13 protein-coding genes are annotated in these 15,423 nt (G+C 38.4%); all 13 read right to left on the bottom strand.

Going from position 1 to position 15,423, the window contains the following annotated elements; genetic code table 11:
- Position 1: 1 nt before the first annotated feature.
- The gene (locus tag AA0017_RS10105) at positions 2-496 is read right to left on the bottom strand and encodes a YajQ family cyclic di-GMP-binding protein (RefSeq protein ID WP_413381486.1); all 495 of its coding nucleotides are present in this window, start codon (positions 494-496) and stop codon (positions 2-4) included.
- Positions 497-790: 294 nt separating this feature from the next.
- Positions 791-1,684, bottom strand: coding sequence for a helix-turn-helix domain-containing protein (locus AA0017_RS10110; protein WP_413381488.1), 894 nt, complete (start codon positions 1,682-1,684; stop codon positions 791-793).
- Between the two features lie 20 nt (positions 1,685-1,704).
- Positions 1,705-2,478: a YmfK family protein gene (locus AA0017_RS10115; RefSeq protein WP_413381490.1), complete on the bottom strand. Its 774-nt coding sequence runs from the start codon at positions 2,476-2,478 to the stop codon at positions 1,705-1,707.
- Between the two features lie 286 nt (positions 2,479-2,764).
- A complete protein-coding gene (locus AA0017_RS10120; protein WP_413381492.1) occupies positions 2,765-3,016 on the bottom strand; it encodes a DUF3243 domain-containing protein in 252 nt (83 codons plus the stop codon).
- A 78-nt stretch (positions 3,017-3,094) separates the two neighbouring features.
- Entirely contained in the window at positions 3,095-3,826 is a 732-nt protein-coding gene (gene ymfI, locus AA0017_RS10125) for an elongation factor P 5-aminopentanone reductase (protein ID WP_413381494.1), read from the bottom strand.
- Positions 3,819-5,114, bottom strand: coding sequence for an EF-P 5-aminopentanol modification-associated protein YfmH (gene yfmH, locus AA0017_RS10130; RefSeq protein WP_413381496.1), 1,296 nt, complete (start codon positions 5,112-5,114; stop codon positions 3,819-3,821). The genes ymfI and yfmH overlap by 8 nt, the downstream gene beginning before the upstream one ends.
- 3 nt (positions 5,115-5,117) lie before the next feature.
- On the bottom strand, positions 5,118-6,395 hold the full coding sequence (gene yfmF / locus AA0017_RS10135; protein ID WP_413381498.1) for an EF-P 5-aminopentanol modification-associated protein YfmF: 1,278 nt from the start codon (positions 6,393-6,395) through the stop codon (positions 5,118-5,120).
- Between the two features lie 37 nt (positions 6,396-6,432).
- The gene (locus tag AA0017_RS10140; protein ID WP_413382542.1) at positions 6,433-7,194 is read right to left on the bottom strand and encodes a GntR family transcriptional regulator; all 762 of its coding nucleotides are present in this window, start codon (positions 7,192-7,194) and stop codon (positions 6,433-6,435) included.
- A 37-nt stretch (positions 7,195-7,231) separates the two neighbouring features.
- Positions 7,232-9,592, bottom strand: a complete 2,361-nt coding sequence (locus AA0017_RS10145; RefSeq protein WP_413381500.1) for a DNA translocase FtsK — start codon at positions 9,590-9,592, stop codon at positions 7,232-7,234.
- 130 nt (positions 9,593-9,722) lie between these two features.
- Entirely contained in the window at positions 9,723-9,941 is a 219-nt protein-coding gene (locus AA0017_RS10150) for a YlzJ-like family protein (protein ID WP_413381502.1), read from the bottom strand.
- Positions 9,938-10,681, bottom strand: a complete 744-nt coding sequence (locus AA0017_RS10155) for a ClpP family protease (protein WP_413381504.1) — start codon at positions 10,679-10,681, stop codon at positions 9,938-9,940. The genes AA0017_RS10150 and AA0017_RS10155 overlap by 4 nt, the downstream gene beginning before the upstream one ends.
- Positions 10,682-11,071: 390 nt before the next feature.
- Entirely contained in the window at positions 11,072-12,739 is a 1,668-nt protein-coding gene (locus tag AA0017_RS10160; RefSeq protein WP_413381506.1) for a ribonuclease J, read from the bottom strand.
- A gap of 1,776 nt (positions 12,740-14,515) precedes the next feature.
- On the bottom strand, positions 14,516-15,391 hold the full coding sequence (gene dapA, locus AA0017_RS10165; protein ID WP_413381508.1) for a 4-hydroxy-tetrahydrodipicolinate synthase: 876 nt from the start codon (positions 15,389-15,391) through the stop codon (positions 14,516-14,518).
- Between the last annotated feature and the right edge of the window lie 32 nt (positions 15,392-15,423).

The following is a 15,423-nucleotide window of genomic DNA, read 5'->3' on the forward strand; positions in this document are numbered from 1 at the left end:
ACTAACGCATATTTACAAACTGAAGGGCAAAGTCAAAATCCTGCTCCTTCAAAAGGTGGATAACCGATTGTAAATCATCAATACTTTTCGCAGTGACTCTTACTTGCTCACCTTGAATTTGAACTTTTACTTTTAAATTGGCATCGCGTACCACTTTGGAGACTTTTTTTGCCTTCTCAGTCGATAACCCATTAATCAATTGGATTTGTTGTCTAACGAGCCCGCCAGAAGCAGATTCTATCTTTCCTAAATCCATCGACTTTTGCGATAAACCCCTTTTTATAAATTTTGATTTTAAAACATCAAGCACGCTATTTAATTTGTATTCATCGTCTGAAACAACGGTAATTTGTTCGTCACCAGAACGTTCAATCGAGCTCTTTGAGCCTTTAAAGTCATATCGGTTCGTAATCTCTTTCACCGCTTGATTAATCGCATTATCAACCTCTTGTAAATCAATCTCAGAAACAACATCAAACGAATGTTCTTTCGCCATCACTGAAAACCACCTTTCTTTGAAACCATTTCAAAATCGTCAAAATTATCTTATATCCTTATGGACTTGTTGATTATTGTATCATAAAAGGACCGCTGAAATAAAAAAATGTCCCATCCTTTAACAACTGCCCATATTGAAAAATATAAATAAAAATAGACCTAACCGTATTCTAATATATTCCACCAATTATTGCGATTATTATCGATGAAAATGATAAAAAACACTACTATCTAAAATTACTATATTTATCCTTTTTAATGGACAAAAAAAGTGAACATTTTGTTCACTTTTTTATTCGTCGCTAGAGAAACTGATATGAATATATTGATGAACCGCATCTAACTCATATTCAACCAACTCACCATTAATATAAACTTCAACATTGTTTGAAGCTCCGATGTTAATTTCAATTTCGTTCTCTTCACTTAAATCAAACTCTAGTTCAACATCTTCATCAGAAGTATTAGGTTGACCACTATGTAAAATCGTTCTAGAGTCATCTTTAATATCATAATAAGAAGAGCTACCACTAAAATGAAGTTCGACCATTAATTCATCTGTACCCGTAAGCTCATAATAAGCTCGAGTTCCTTGTGTTTCTGTTAACGTAAGAACTGATTGCGACTCATCTACTACTTCTTCCTCAGTTCCCTCTGAACCATCTCCATTATTATCTTCTGTTTCCGTGTCTTCAACATCTTCTTCCTCATCATCTAGAAAGTCTTCGGCAAATTCACTTTCCCCTAGATTATCCTCAGGAGGGATAGGCTCATTACTAGTCCGATCCAATGACTGCATAATGAGCCATATAAGAGCAACTATTACGACGATCGTTAACAACCCAGCAACGAGTGGAATAAGTGGACTTTTTTTTCCGGGTCGACTCGGCTTAACTGTCGATTTTGACGAACGCTCGCGACGAGAAGGTAAATTAGTGACTTCTTTTTGCGGATTCGGTAACTCATTTTTATATTGATCAAATAATTCTTCTGGATCGATCCCGACCGACTCGGCATATGTTTTAACAAACGCTCTTGCATAAAAAAGACCTGGGAGCGTTTCAAAACGGCCTTCCTCAATCGCAACTAAATAGCGTTTTTGAATTTTGGTTGTCGCTTGTAAATCGTCTAATGTAATTCCTTTTTCTTCACGAACTGTTTTTAAATGTTGACCAAGCTCTGACATACTAACACCTACCTACTACTTTAACTTATATCAAAAGACGAAAACCCTGATTCAACTGAGTCATATGTAATTTCCTCTGAGTCGTCATTTCTTAATTCGATAATACAATCAAAATCATCTAATTCATATTCAGTTTCACGCACAAAAATATCTGGATGCTCAACGACCTTTACCGCAGGCAATTGCATAATGTCTCTCACAAGCTGGCGATGTTTTTCTGTTGCTCTCATCGTTGAAACAATCCCATCAATGATAAAAATATGATCGCTTCCTAATTCATCATCATTTAAATGAGTTCGAACAGTTTGTCTCAGGAGTGTTGAGGAGATAAACGACCAGCGTTTATTGGCACAAACACTTGAGGCGACGATCGACTCGGTTTTACCTACACGAGGCATTCCACGCACACCTACTAGGAAATGACCATCTCTTTTATATAATTCGGCCATAAAGTCGACTAATAAACCTAATTCTGAACGAATAAAACGAAATATTTTCCTGTCATCCGCGTCACGTTGAATATATTTGCCATGTCTAATCGCTAAACGATCACGTAATCTCGGTTCACGAAACTTCGTAACCGAAATGCTATCAAGCGTTTTTAAAATGGCAAGAAATCGTTTGATCTGATCATCGTCTGAGCTTTTTATTAGCATCCCCCGATTTTTATCATCAACCCCATTTATGGTGACAATATTAAGTGAAAGCATTCCGAGTAAGGAAGAAATGTCACCAAGTAAGCCTGGACGATTTTTTACGATTTGATATTCTAAATACCATTCTTTTAACGTCATACAAAACACCTTTCTTATCACTAAACACTAGTTGCAAGCACTATGTGGATGATTGTCAATATTAGGCGAACTTAATCTTACTTTTTTATCATAATTGATCTCTCTCATAATTGAAAGGTGTTTATCGGATCATTTTCATAAAAAAGACATTCATCATATTGATTCGATAGTTTCCATACATTTTCATAGTTTTTTACATATTTTTTTGAGAAGGTTTAAGGAAACATGGTTGTATACTTCCAATTGTGAAACAAAAGGACTTCGCTTTTGCGAAGTCCTTCGTTTATTAATGGTCGTGTTGTACGAGTTTAACCATCATATTCGCAATGGCATGCTGCTCACTTTCATCCGCAACTTTCCATAATTCAGCTAATACTCGCTCTTGTTCGTTTTTCGGTTCAACTTGCGCCGCCAAATACTCACCAACTTGATAAGCAACATCACTGATAACATTATGGTTCATTCCTTCGCCTTCAGCTTGATGAAGACGCTCACCTAGGAAGTCTTTCCACTGATCCCAATTATCGAGTACAGACATGTAAACCCCTCCTTCAAAAATATAATGCTTCGATTTATATCGTTCCTCCATTCCACGAATAATATGCATAAAATTTTTTTAGCAATACCAAGCACCGTTTACAGATAGAATTTGACCATTCATATAAGTGATTTTTTTGGACAGTAAAAAAGAAACGAGTTCAGCCACCTCTTCTGGTTGTCCCAATCGCCCCGCTGGGATCTCCTCATTTAAAGCCTCCTTCTCTTCCTTCTCATAACGGTCAAGCATTTCCGTGTCAATCGCACCTGGAGCAATCGCATTCACTTGAATATTACTCAAAGCCACCTCTTTCGCTAACGCTTTAACAAAGCTATTGACGCCCCCTTTGGCAGCAGAGTAAATCACTTCACAAGAGGCACCTGTTAACCCCCAAATCGAAGAAATAAAGACAATTTGTCCCGCTCGTTCTCGAATCATAGCAGGTAAAAGAGCACGAGTTATTTTTATTGGGTTATGTAAATGAATATTCATGATCCTTGTTAACTCGTCATCGCTCGTTTCCGGAAATAATTGAATGGAATCAATCCCAGCATTATGAATGACGGCATCGACCTGACCAGTTATTTGTCGCAACAGCTCACTCGCTCCATCATGATCGCATAAATCTGCTTTCATTAGGACCACCTCTGCCCCTAATGCCTCACATTGTTCTTTTAACAACTGAACCGCTTTTTCGTTACGATAATAATGCAAAAAGAGGGTACGCCTAGGAGTGGCAAGCGATTTTGCAATCGCTTGACCAATCCCTCCAGACGCCCCTGTTAAAAGCACTTGCTCTTTTTTACTCATGATAACCTTCTGCCTTCACTTGACAGATTGTATAACAATCAAAATCAAAATGGTCCTTCATAATCGTCTCTAGATCCGTTTTGTCTAAACTTTCTAGTACTGGTACGATATCAAACAAATTCATCTCATTAAATTCGTAACGTGTAAACTGATTCGCAATATATTCAGGTGAATTTAAGGAACGTAAAAAGGAACCTATTTTTTTCTTAATCGCTCGCTTCACCACTTCTTCTGATAGTTGTCTTTCTTTAAATTGGGTAATTTGTTCTTCTAATTTCGCTGCTAATTTATCTGGATGTTTTGTATCTCCGCCAATAATCGTAAAACCAAACCCTTTTTCTGCTGAATAATCAAACGAAAACGTATCATCAATTAATCCTTGTTCGTATAGCTCTTGATAGTTATTCGAGCTTTGACCAAACATTAAATCAAGCAAAATATTAAGGGAAAGCTCATGTTTTAACAAATCATTGCCTTGTTTATTTGGATTCTTATCTTTAAAACCGACTAATAACTTGGGTGTTTGTACCGGCATCGTAATAACATTCTTTTTCTTGGCAACACCAGCTCCTTCGGTTGGATAAAACCGTTCTATTGGTTCTGGTTCAGCAAATGTTTTTTTCGCTTGATTGTCTTTTACTTGTTTGATAATCACCTCTGGCTCAACAGGTCCGACAATAAAAAGCAACATATTATTCGGGTGATAAAACGTATGGTAGCACGTATAGAGCATTTCCTTCGTTATTTTAGCAATTGATTCAGCGGTCCCGGCAATATCAATTTTTACAGGGTGATCTTCATACATATTTTCAATCACACCAAAATAAGCACGCCAATCAGGATTATCATCATACATTGTAATTTCCTGTTCGATAATTCCTTTTTCTTTCTCGACACTTTGATCGGTAAAATAAGGATGTTGGACAAAATCAACTAATGTTTCAAGATTTTTCTCAATATTAGATGTACTAGAAAATAAATAAGCGGTTCTCGTAAAGCTCGTAAATGCGTTCGCTGAAGCCCCTTGTTTACTAAAATCTTGGAACACATCGCCATTTTCATCTTCGAACATTTTATGCTCAAGAAAGTGGGCAATACCATCTGGAACACGAATCGCCTCTTTTTCATTTAATGGTGTAAATTCGTTATCAATCGAACCGTATTTGGTCGTAAACGTCGCAAATGTTTTATTGATCCCTTCTTTTGGGAGGACATAAACATCTAATCCATTGCTTAACTGTTCATAATAAAGTGTCTCATTTAATTGTGAAAACGTGATTGGTTTCATCACTTATACCCCCTTACCTTTTAAGAAGTAAATCGTATCGAGTTCGATTTTTTGTGCCGCTTTCACAATCTCGTCTTTTGTCACATCTTGAATTTGTTCAATCCACTGTTCGACCGTACGCTTATGACCACTCACTACTTGATGATAAGCTAACTCCACAAAACCTCTAGCGACATCGACTGATTCAAGAAGTTGATTGATGAGCATCGCTTTTGTTTGGTCAATTTCAGCTTCGGTAAAGTCGCCGTTTTTCATAGTGTCCATTTGCTCTTTAATAATTTCCACTGCACGGTCATATTTGGCAAATTCAATCCCTGACATGACCATAATTAATCCTTTATGGCTTTCAAAGCGGGAAGCTGCATAATAGGCAAGGCTTTCCTTTTCACGAACATTTATAAATAACTTCGAATGAGAAAAACCACCAAACAAACCGTTGCATACTTGCATCGCAACATAATCAGGATCAGCAAAAGTCGTATTCGCACGGAAGCCAATATGTAGCTTTCCTTGTTTGACATCCTGCTCATCAAATACTTTCTTTTCTTTCGTTTCGTTTGGTTGAGAGCTCGGAAGTTCTTTTACATTTTGGGAAACTTGAAGGCCAGAAAACGTTTGGGTTAATGTTTCTTTTAATTCTGTCTCATCAAAATCACCGACAACATATAAGTCAAAACGATTCGTCTCAAGCATGTTTTGATAATAAGTATATAGATCACTAGCTGTTATCGCTTGCACTTGTTCCTTTGTCCCAAACGAGGTTAACGCATAACGTTCCCCTTTAAACATTTCTTCCGTAATTCGAACATTCGCATAGCGCATTTTATCGTCAAACACAGATTCAATTCGTTGAACGAGGGAACGTTTTTCACTTTCAACTATTTCTTTTTTAAATGCCTCCACGTCCACAAGTGGCTCAAAAATGATTTCTTTTAATAATTCAATCCCTTCTTTTAAAAGGGATGTTTTTTCACTTAAGAACTTTTCATTTGCCACATCCACTCTAAAGGAAATGACATGGTCTTCCCCTTTTTTCTGAACATCGGTTGCAAGCATCGCACCATATAAATCATCTAAACGTTGACGAAACTTCGCTCGCTCAGGTGTTTTAGCTGTAGCACTTTGAAGCACATGTGGCAATAAAGCTCGATAAGCGACCGTCTCTTCTTCCAGAGGTGCTTTTAGCATCATCACAAAGCTATACGTTTTAAATTTAGCTGTTTTTACAAGATGGGCATTTATCGAATCTAATGAGAGTAGGGTTTCCTTGAGTTCTTTCATCTAGTCTAAAACTCCTTTTTTGATCATTTTGATTAGGTTATGCTTTAATCCGTTTTCTTAATACGTGGAACTTAAATTTATCGGCTCTAAAATAATTTAAAGAATAAAGAAGTGGTTCATCCTGCTCGTTATAATGGATTTGTTTAAGCAATAAAAGTGATGTCTCCGGATCACATTCAAGAATCTCAGATACTTTTTCATGATAACCAAGTGGCTCAATATACGTGACTGCATAGGATATTCCTTGTCCCGATTCATCCAACAAAGAAAAAAAGGACTTAATTTCATGAATCGAAAAGTCTTGTAATAATTCATGTGGGATTTTATCCAAACAATAAACAATGGGTACTTGATTAGCTGTTCGAACACGTTCGATTTCAAGAATTTTGTCCGTTTCAATCGGGCTGAATCTTTTTTTATCCTCTTCAGTCGCTTCTTTAATCGCTGATGAAAGAAATATCGTACCTGGCTCCATATCGGCTTGGGCAATCATTTCCGTTACACTATGAAGCTCCTCTATCCCAGCTGAAAAAAGTGGCTTCGTATGAACAAAAGTCCCCACTCCATGACGACGAATGACGACCCCTTCCTCTTCTAATAATCTTAAGGCTTCTCTAAGAGTTGCTCGACTAATCCCTAATTGTTTAGACAAATCAAATTCAGACGGCAGCTTTTGTCCTTCTTGATACAATTTATTTTCAATATCCTGTTTTATTCGATCAATCACTTGTAAATATAATGGTCGCTGATCCGCTTTTATCACATGTTCCACTCCTTCAAACTTTCTACTTCTCTCCATTATCGGTTTTTGTTTTAAAACCGATATTTTATCTTTTTTAAGAAGATTGTTCTTCATCATTTTTTTTAGCCACTAAAACTTCTCGTGGTTTACTGCCCTCATAAGGACCAACTACCCCTCGTTCTTCCATTTGATCGATGATACGAGCTGCTCTCGCATAACCAACACGAAAACGACGCTGAATCATCGACACGGAAGCCGTATTCATCTCTGTTACTAAATCAACAGCATCTTCATATAAATCATCGGTCTCTTCGTGATTTGTTGTCTGCACCTCTTCTGATGGTGTCATTTCTTCTATGTATTGTGCTTTTTGTTGTGAAATTACGTAAGAGACGATACCTTCAACCTCATCATCTGATAAAAATGCTCCTTGTACGCGGGTTGGTTTTGTCGCACCAACTGGTAAATAAAGCATATCACCACGACCTAAAAGCTTTTCGGCCCCCGCAGAGTCAATAATCGTTCGCGAATCTACTTGAGAAGAAACGCCAAAAGCAATTCGAGAAGGAATATTCGCTTTAATAACCCCAGTTATGACATCTACAGAAGGTCTTTGTGTGGCAATGATCATATGAATACCTGACGCTCTCGCCATTTGGGCAAGCCTTGCAATCGAATCCTCAACATCTCCACTAGCGACCATCATTAAATCAGCTAACTCATCGACAATGACCACGATATATGGAAGAAACGGCTGTTTCGCCTGTTGCCCTTCATTCGAACGTCTTATATATTCATTATACCCTTCAATATTTCTTGTACCCGAATTCGAAAATAAATCATAACGGCGTTCCATTTCGGCCACTACCTTTTTTAAAGCTTGTGACGCTTTTTTCGGTTCGGTTACAACAGGAGTTAATAAATGAGGGATCCCATTGTACATATTTAACTCAACCATTTTAGGATCAATCATCATTAATTTCACTTCATGAGGTTTCGCTTTTAATAAAATACTCGTAATAATCCCATTAATACAAACACTTTTCCCACTTCCTGTCGCACCTGCTACAAGGAGATGAGGCATTTTATTTAATGGAGCTAATACAGGTTCACCTGAAATATCACGTCCCAAGGCTACAGATAACACATTCGTATCCGCTTTTGATTTGTCAGAGTCTAGGACCTCTCTTAACGTTACAATAGCCACTTCTTGGTTTGGTACCTCGATCCCAATCGCCGACTTTCCAGGAATCGGTGCCTCAATACGAATATCTTTTGCTGCTAACGCTAGTGCTAAATCATCGACAAGGTTGACAATTTTGCTTACCTTTACACCTACACTTGGATTCACTTCATATTTGGTCACAGAAGGACCTAAATGAACTTTCATTACTTTCGCTTTGACACCAAAACTCTCTAGTGTCTGTTCCAGTTTTCTCGCATTTGACGTTAAACGCTGGCGATCATTGCTTTGGTTCGCTAATGTTGGTGATTGTAATAAATCAAAGGAAGGCAGTTGATAATCTTTATTTTCCTCAATCGCTGTTGCCATGAGAGCCACCTCAGGCTGTTCCTCCGTTTGGTGATTATCTGACTCATTAAGCTTGTCCTGGTTTTTCTTATCTTGCTTCGTTTTTAATTCAGCGTTCTCTCTTGCTTCAACCGATTTAGAATAGGCTCTTTCAGCAAAGTCAACAATTTCAGGTTCTGGCGAATCATCTAGTTCTGGTGCCTGTTTTAACTCATCCGTGATTTTCGCTTTTTTCCCTGCTTTTTTCTTACGTTGGTTTTCACGTTCTTCTGCCAGCTTTTCCTTCGTTTGTTCCTTCCACAGCTTTCCTTCTCTAATAAAGTTATTAAAACTATCGGTTAAATAAACATAACTTTTACGGAAACTTGATGCAGCAAACTCCGTAAATGATTTACCCGTAATTAAAATTAAGCCGATTATGAATAAAATAAAACAGAGAAAATAAGAGCCGCTTTCTGCAAATAAAAAATGACTGACAGCAAATACAACAGAACCGACCATTCCGCCACCTAAATCTTCACTAGCCGAGGTTTCTCCTCTTAGTTCCATTGAAAAGAGTCGAAACGTATTCCGAATAACGGATTGATCGGCAAAACCTTCACGATAGCCTAAATTTCGAAATAATCCAATATGACTAAATAAAGCAAACGAAGTCATCATAACGTAAATACCGGCCATTCTCCTTGACCAAAATGTCGGCATTTCTCGTTTGAAAATCACATATAGGGCGAGAACAAGTAATCCTGCCGCTAATAAAATAAACCATTCCCCTAAAAAAAAGCGGAATAAACTAACAAATGTTTCCCCAACCGATCCTAAGCGAGCTAATGTAACAACGGCAATCACTAACAAACCTAAACCGATTAGCTCATACGTAAGCTGGGATTTCCATTGTGTTTTTTTCTTTTTTTTTCTTTTTGCCAAAGCACTCACCCTTAATCATCTAAATGTTACCAATACTAAGAAGCAGCCAAAGACTGGCTGCTTTTACTAATCATCCATTATTATATCATATCCAATGCTTTTTCATGAATAAATATCGAAGTGAATGAAACTATTGTGGCATCGCCTGAATGACGGTCCCTGGAGTGTATTGCTCATTTAAATAAGCCATTGGATTCGAACAAACTAAACGAATGACTTTATAATCAGAACCATTGATTTGCTGAACGACTAAGTGGCCATCTTCAATTGGAACCGTTACATAATTGGAATACGTTTGTTCATCTTCAGGAAAAACCATTTCGTTTGGCATCATCGTATATAAAATCATTGAACAAGATCTCCTTGATTCTTTTTCTCATCAATTAGTTTATTTAATTTCACTAAGGCCTGTCCTATTCCACCAACCTCATTAATTAAACCATATTCAACCGCATCCGTTCCCACAACATTCGTTCCAATATCTCGTGTTAAATTTCCTTTACTAAACATTAATTCTTTAAATTTCTCCTCGCTAATTCCCGAGTGCTTTGTCACAAAATTGATGACTCGGTCTTGCATTTTATCGAGATATTCAAATGTTTGTGGAACACCAATCACTAGACCTGTTAAACGAACAGGATGAATCGTCATTGTTGCCGTTTCAGCAATTAACGAATAATTAGATGCAACGGCAATCGGTACACCTATGGAATGGCCCCCGCCTAAAACGAGCGTAACAGAAGGTTTTGACATCGATGCAATCATTTCAGAAATTGCGAGTCCCGCTTCGACGTCACCACCGACTGTATTCAGAATAATTAACAAACCTTCTATTTTGGGATTTTGCTCAACCGCAACAAGCTGCGGAATTAAATGTTCGTATTTAGTCGTTTTATTTTGTGGAGGCAATTGCATATGCCCTTCAATCTGACCAACAACTGTCATACAATGGATATTCGAATTTTCCATTTGAACGACATTTGTCTGGCCTAACTCTTGAATCTTATCTAAAATCCCTCCCGATTTCTCCTCTTTTTTAGGATCCGTTGGTGGCGGTGATTGTTCTTGGTTAGAGGCATAATGATTCATGACAATAACGTCCTCCTTCTCTTTTGGATGCTTTTAGTATAAGCGCTTCATAGTCAAATATTCCTTAGTGCACAAGAAGTGGATATAGCTAACGGGGAGTTGATTTAAAAAAGGGTGGGTAGATACATGCTTTTGTTCGTTGCAGACAAGAATTTGGGAGCCAAATTCGTTTGGATACAACTTTTCGCTGGTTCCTGTCAAATAAGTGGGCTCCCTCTACACTAGGATACATATTTTTACAGTTTCTAAACGAATAAGTCGGCTCCGCTTCGGTCGGTATCCACATACTTGGGCTAGCTCAACCAACAAAAAAGGCGACTAAAAAAGTGTTTCCACTTCTTCAGTCACCTCTATTATGAAGGCCTTTGTCTTAATCGATTATTAGGCACTTCATACTTCCATAATAATCGGCAAGATCATTGGGCGTCTTTTTGTTTTTTCAAATAAATAACGGCTTAATCCTTCTCTGACATTACTCTTTAAAGAAGACCATTCATTCACATTTTCCGTCATACATTTTTGCAAAATATTTCCGACCAACTCATTTGCATCCTCGAGTAACTTTTCGGATTCACGAACATAAACAAAACCACGCGAAATAATATTTGGACCAGAAACGATTTGACTCGTCTTCTTGTTTAAAGTGACGACAACAACTAATATCCCATCCTTCGATAAAAGTCTACGATCTCTTAGCACGATATTCCCGACATCACCAACACCTAATCCATCAATTAATACATTTCCGGAAGGGACTTTACCGGCTTTACGGGCTTGTCCTTTTGAAAATTCAACAACATCCCCTTTGTCTACTAAGAAAATATTTTCTTCTGGGATACCAACACTTAGCGCTAAATCCTTATGAGCGTGCTGCATTTTAAACTCACCATGAACGGGAACAAAATACTTCGGTCTCATTAGGTTAATCATCAGTTTTAACTCTTCTTGACTACCATGTCCCGATGCATGGACTCTTGCTTGTCCGTACACTACTTCCGCACCAATACGATGTAATTTATCAATAATTCCGGATACCGATTTTTCATTCCCTGGAATTGCATTAGCTGCAATAATCACCGTATCATATTGGGTAATCGTAATTTGACGATGTGCTCCCTTAGCCATACGTGTTAACGCAGACATTGGTTCACCCTGACTTCCCGTCGTTAAAATCGTAATATGCTCATCGTCATATTTATTGATTTCGTCCACTTCAATCATAATATCTTTTGGATAAGTCAAATAGCCTAATCTTGATGCAATCGTAATGACTCGAACCATACTTTTTCCGACTACAGCCACTTTACGATTTGTCCGAATGGACGCATCAATCACTTGCTGAATTCGGTGCACATTTGAAGCGAAAGTCGTCACAATAATTCGACTAACCGTATTTTCAAATACTTCTTGAATACCGTGTCCTACTTCAGTTTCTGATTTTGTTAAACCTGGCTTTTCTGCATTTGTACTGTCGGACAGTAAACATAAAACTCCTTTTTGTCCAATTGCAGCCATTTTACCAATATCTGCTTGCAGTCCATCGACTGGAGTTTGGTCAAATTTAAAGTCACCAGTATGTACCACATAACCTTGTTCCGTCTCAATACAAATACCTACTGAATCTGGGATACTGTGATTCGTTCGGAAAAAGGAGACATTTGTACTTCCAACGACAATATTGGAATGTTCATCGATTAAATGAAGCTTTGTTTGACGCCAAATGCCCGCTTCCTTCAGTTTTTCTTCCACTAAGCCAAGGGTTAATTTCGTTCCATAAACCGGAACATTTAGTTGTTTTAAAACATAAGTCAAGCCTCCTATATGGTCCTCATGTCCATGTGTTAAAACAATTCCTCTTACACGTTCCTCATTTTCTATCAGATACGAAACGTCTGGAATGACGATATCAACACCTAACATATCATCATCTGGGAACATTAGTCCCGCATCAACGATAATAATATCTTCATTCACTTCAACTCCGTACATGTTTTTACCAATTTCGCCTACTCCTCCTAAGGCGAATACCCGTACTCTCTCTATTTTTTCATTTGACAATGTGCTTCCTCCTAATTTGTAGAAAAAATCTTAGCTGTTGCTTTATTTTTCTATTCGTTTATCTTTTTGCTGTCTGTAAATCATTTCTAAAGAAACTAGGCTAAAAAACAACCTAGTACGATTCTTTTACCTATCCGACCCATATCCTTGGCAAAGATGGTTCAAATAAATGAATAAACATTTAATACTTCTGTTCATCATACCCGTCCGAATCACTTGTTATCAGTATACCTTATTTTCAAAATGAAAGACAAGACTGATCTTCCTCAGTTGCTAAAATCAAGAAATTATTTAATTGTTTTCAATAAAAATTTAACAACTGGTTTAATCCTCCAGCCCCCTGACAACATCGCAGCGGGGTCTGCTGTTCTCCACTATTGATGCCACTGAAAACCGTTTACTCGTTAATATATGGCTAGATTAGTTAGTCTGCTCCTCGAGCTGCACGCCCTACGCGTTCCGCGGGTGAATCGGGAGCCTCCTCACTTCGCTGCGGGGTCTCCCGCCCTTCACTATTCCAGCAGGAGTCTCCGTGCATTCCGCTCGCTCCGCCTTTGTTCATAAAGAAACCGTTTATACCTCTGAATGATTGTTTACATAGAAACCGATGTATTTTGAATGAAAATAGCTAGGTGGAGTGGTTATGGAGCAATGTTCGCCGCTCCCGAAAATCATGATCCGCTAGGGCACAGGAGGGAGTCATAAGTCACACTCAAAAATATTGAAGTCTATAGTGTAGCCACCCACGGAACACGTAGGGTAGGGTATGGAGCTGGCGGAGTATAACTAACTAACTCAACTTTCGCAGCGTATAATTGACCCTTAACCGTTGATAGAGATTAACTTTAGGGCGATACAAGACTCAAATTGACTTTACATGAACGGTTCAATCGTTGACAGTCTGAACACATCTCTTCGTAGGCTGTTGAAGGAAACTGTTCACTAAATGAAGCGCTTCGGCTGTCGCTACCAAAACCATACTCCGCGTCCTGCGGGAACCTTGCGAGCCTCCTCGGCAAGCCTTGCGGGGTCTCGCTCCACGGTTTATTCCCGCGGGAGTCTCCGTATGGTTTTGTTCGCTAAGTGTCGTGGAGAGGCTTGATGATATGGCTCTTTCCAAATTAGCTATTTTTAACGCAGAAGGACCTTCTTCTTCACTTTGTTGGTTATTGAAAGAGAAAAATCATTCTCAAGCTAATGTACTTTGAAGTCATGACTATTTTTTTATTCCATGAGAAAACCGAACCTAGATTCGATTCCAGTATCTAGCGGACAAACAGACACGGAGACTTCCGCAGGAATAAACCGTCCAATGAGACCCCGCAAGCGTGAACGCTGAGGAGGCTCATGAGGTTCTCGGCAAGCACGCGGAGTGTCTGTTTGGGAGCGACAGCCGAAGTGCATTGTACATTGTCTATTTTTTCTTGATGCACAGTTTATCCGTTTTGTGTGATAGTACGTTCTCGCTTTTCAAACGTGTCAAGGGCATTTGTTTAAGAGCTTCCCTTTCGCTCTGCCAACTCGTTGAACGGATTTTCTCGATACGAAAGTTGAGTAACTAATGTACCTATATTTTAACGAATTGACCGTTTTCAATAGCCACACCTCAGAAATCCACTGGTGTTGACAGTTCAGTACCGGCCTGTGGGTGTGTGCTCAGGAGCGGTGTCTTACCTCTCACTTTATTATGTATTAAAAAAGGGACTGAACCCTCAAAGGTCATTTTCATGCCTTTGGGACAGCCCCCTTCCATATAACTCTATCATGATAAATCTTTTAGAATTTTGCCTTGTTCATTAATTCATTTAATTGCGACTTTATTTCTGGTTCAATGTCGACCAATGGCAAGCGGACACTACCAACATCTATCCCTTTTAAACTTAGTGCATATTTAACACATGTTGGACTTGGTGCTAAAAACATCGCTTTCATCATTGGCAATAGGTTCCTATGCATTGCTGCTGCCTCTACCACATTCCCATTAAAATAGGCATCAATCATTTTTTTCATCTCTAAGCCATAAACATGTGCCGCTACAGATACAACTCCATTAGCGCCAATCGCTAACGATGGTATGGTTAATGAATCATCCCCACTATAAACATAAAAACCATCAGGTGTGCCCTCTATAATCTCAGCTACTTGCTCCAAATCTCCACTTGCTTCTTTAACAGAGGTGATATTTCCGACTTTCGCTAATTCAATTACTGTTGCACTGGTCATATTGACAACGGTACGTGCAGGCACATTGTATAACATAACAGGTAAATCTGTACTCGCCGCAATAGCTGAAAAATGCTCAATCAAACCTTTTTGTGAAGGTTTATTATAATAAGGGACCACAGCCATGATGCCATCAACCCCTAGAGTCGTCGCCCGTTTGGTCGCTTGAACAGACTCTTCTGTATTAAAACTACCGACACCAGCAATGACTGGAATTCTTTGATTAACATAATCCACAACAAAACGAAATAAATCATCCTTTTCTTGCTTCGTTAAGGTAGGAGATTCACCCGTTGTACCACAAACAACGAGTGAATCAGTTCCATGTTGAATTAAATGATCGATTAACCTCTTTAATGAGACATAATCTATTTGACCATTATCTTGAAAAGGAGTAACCATAGCTGTTAATAAACGTCCAAAATTCATGATTCTCAGCTCCTTAACAATCGTCAAAACAA

Origin of the sequence: Alkalihalobacillus phoenicis, from assembly GCF_047302405.1 — a bacterium.
Taxonomy (GTDB): Bacteria; Bacillota; Bacilli; order Bacillales; family Bacillaceae_D; genus Alkalihalobacillus.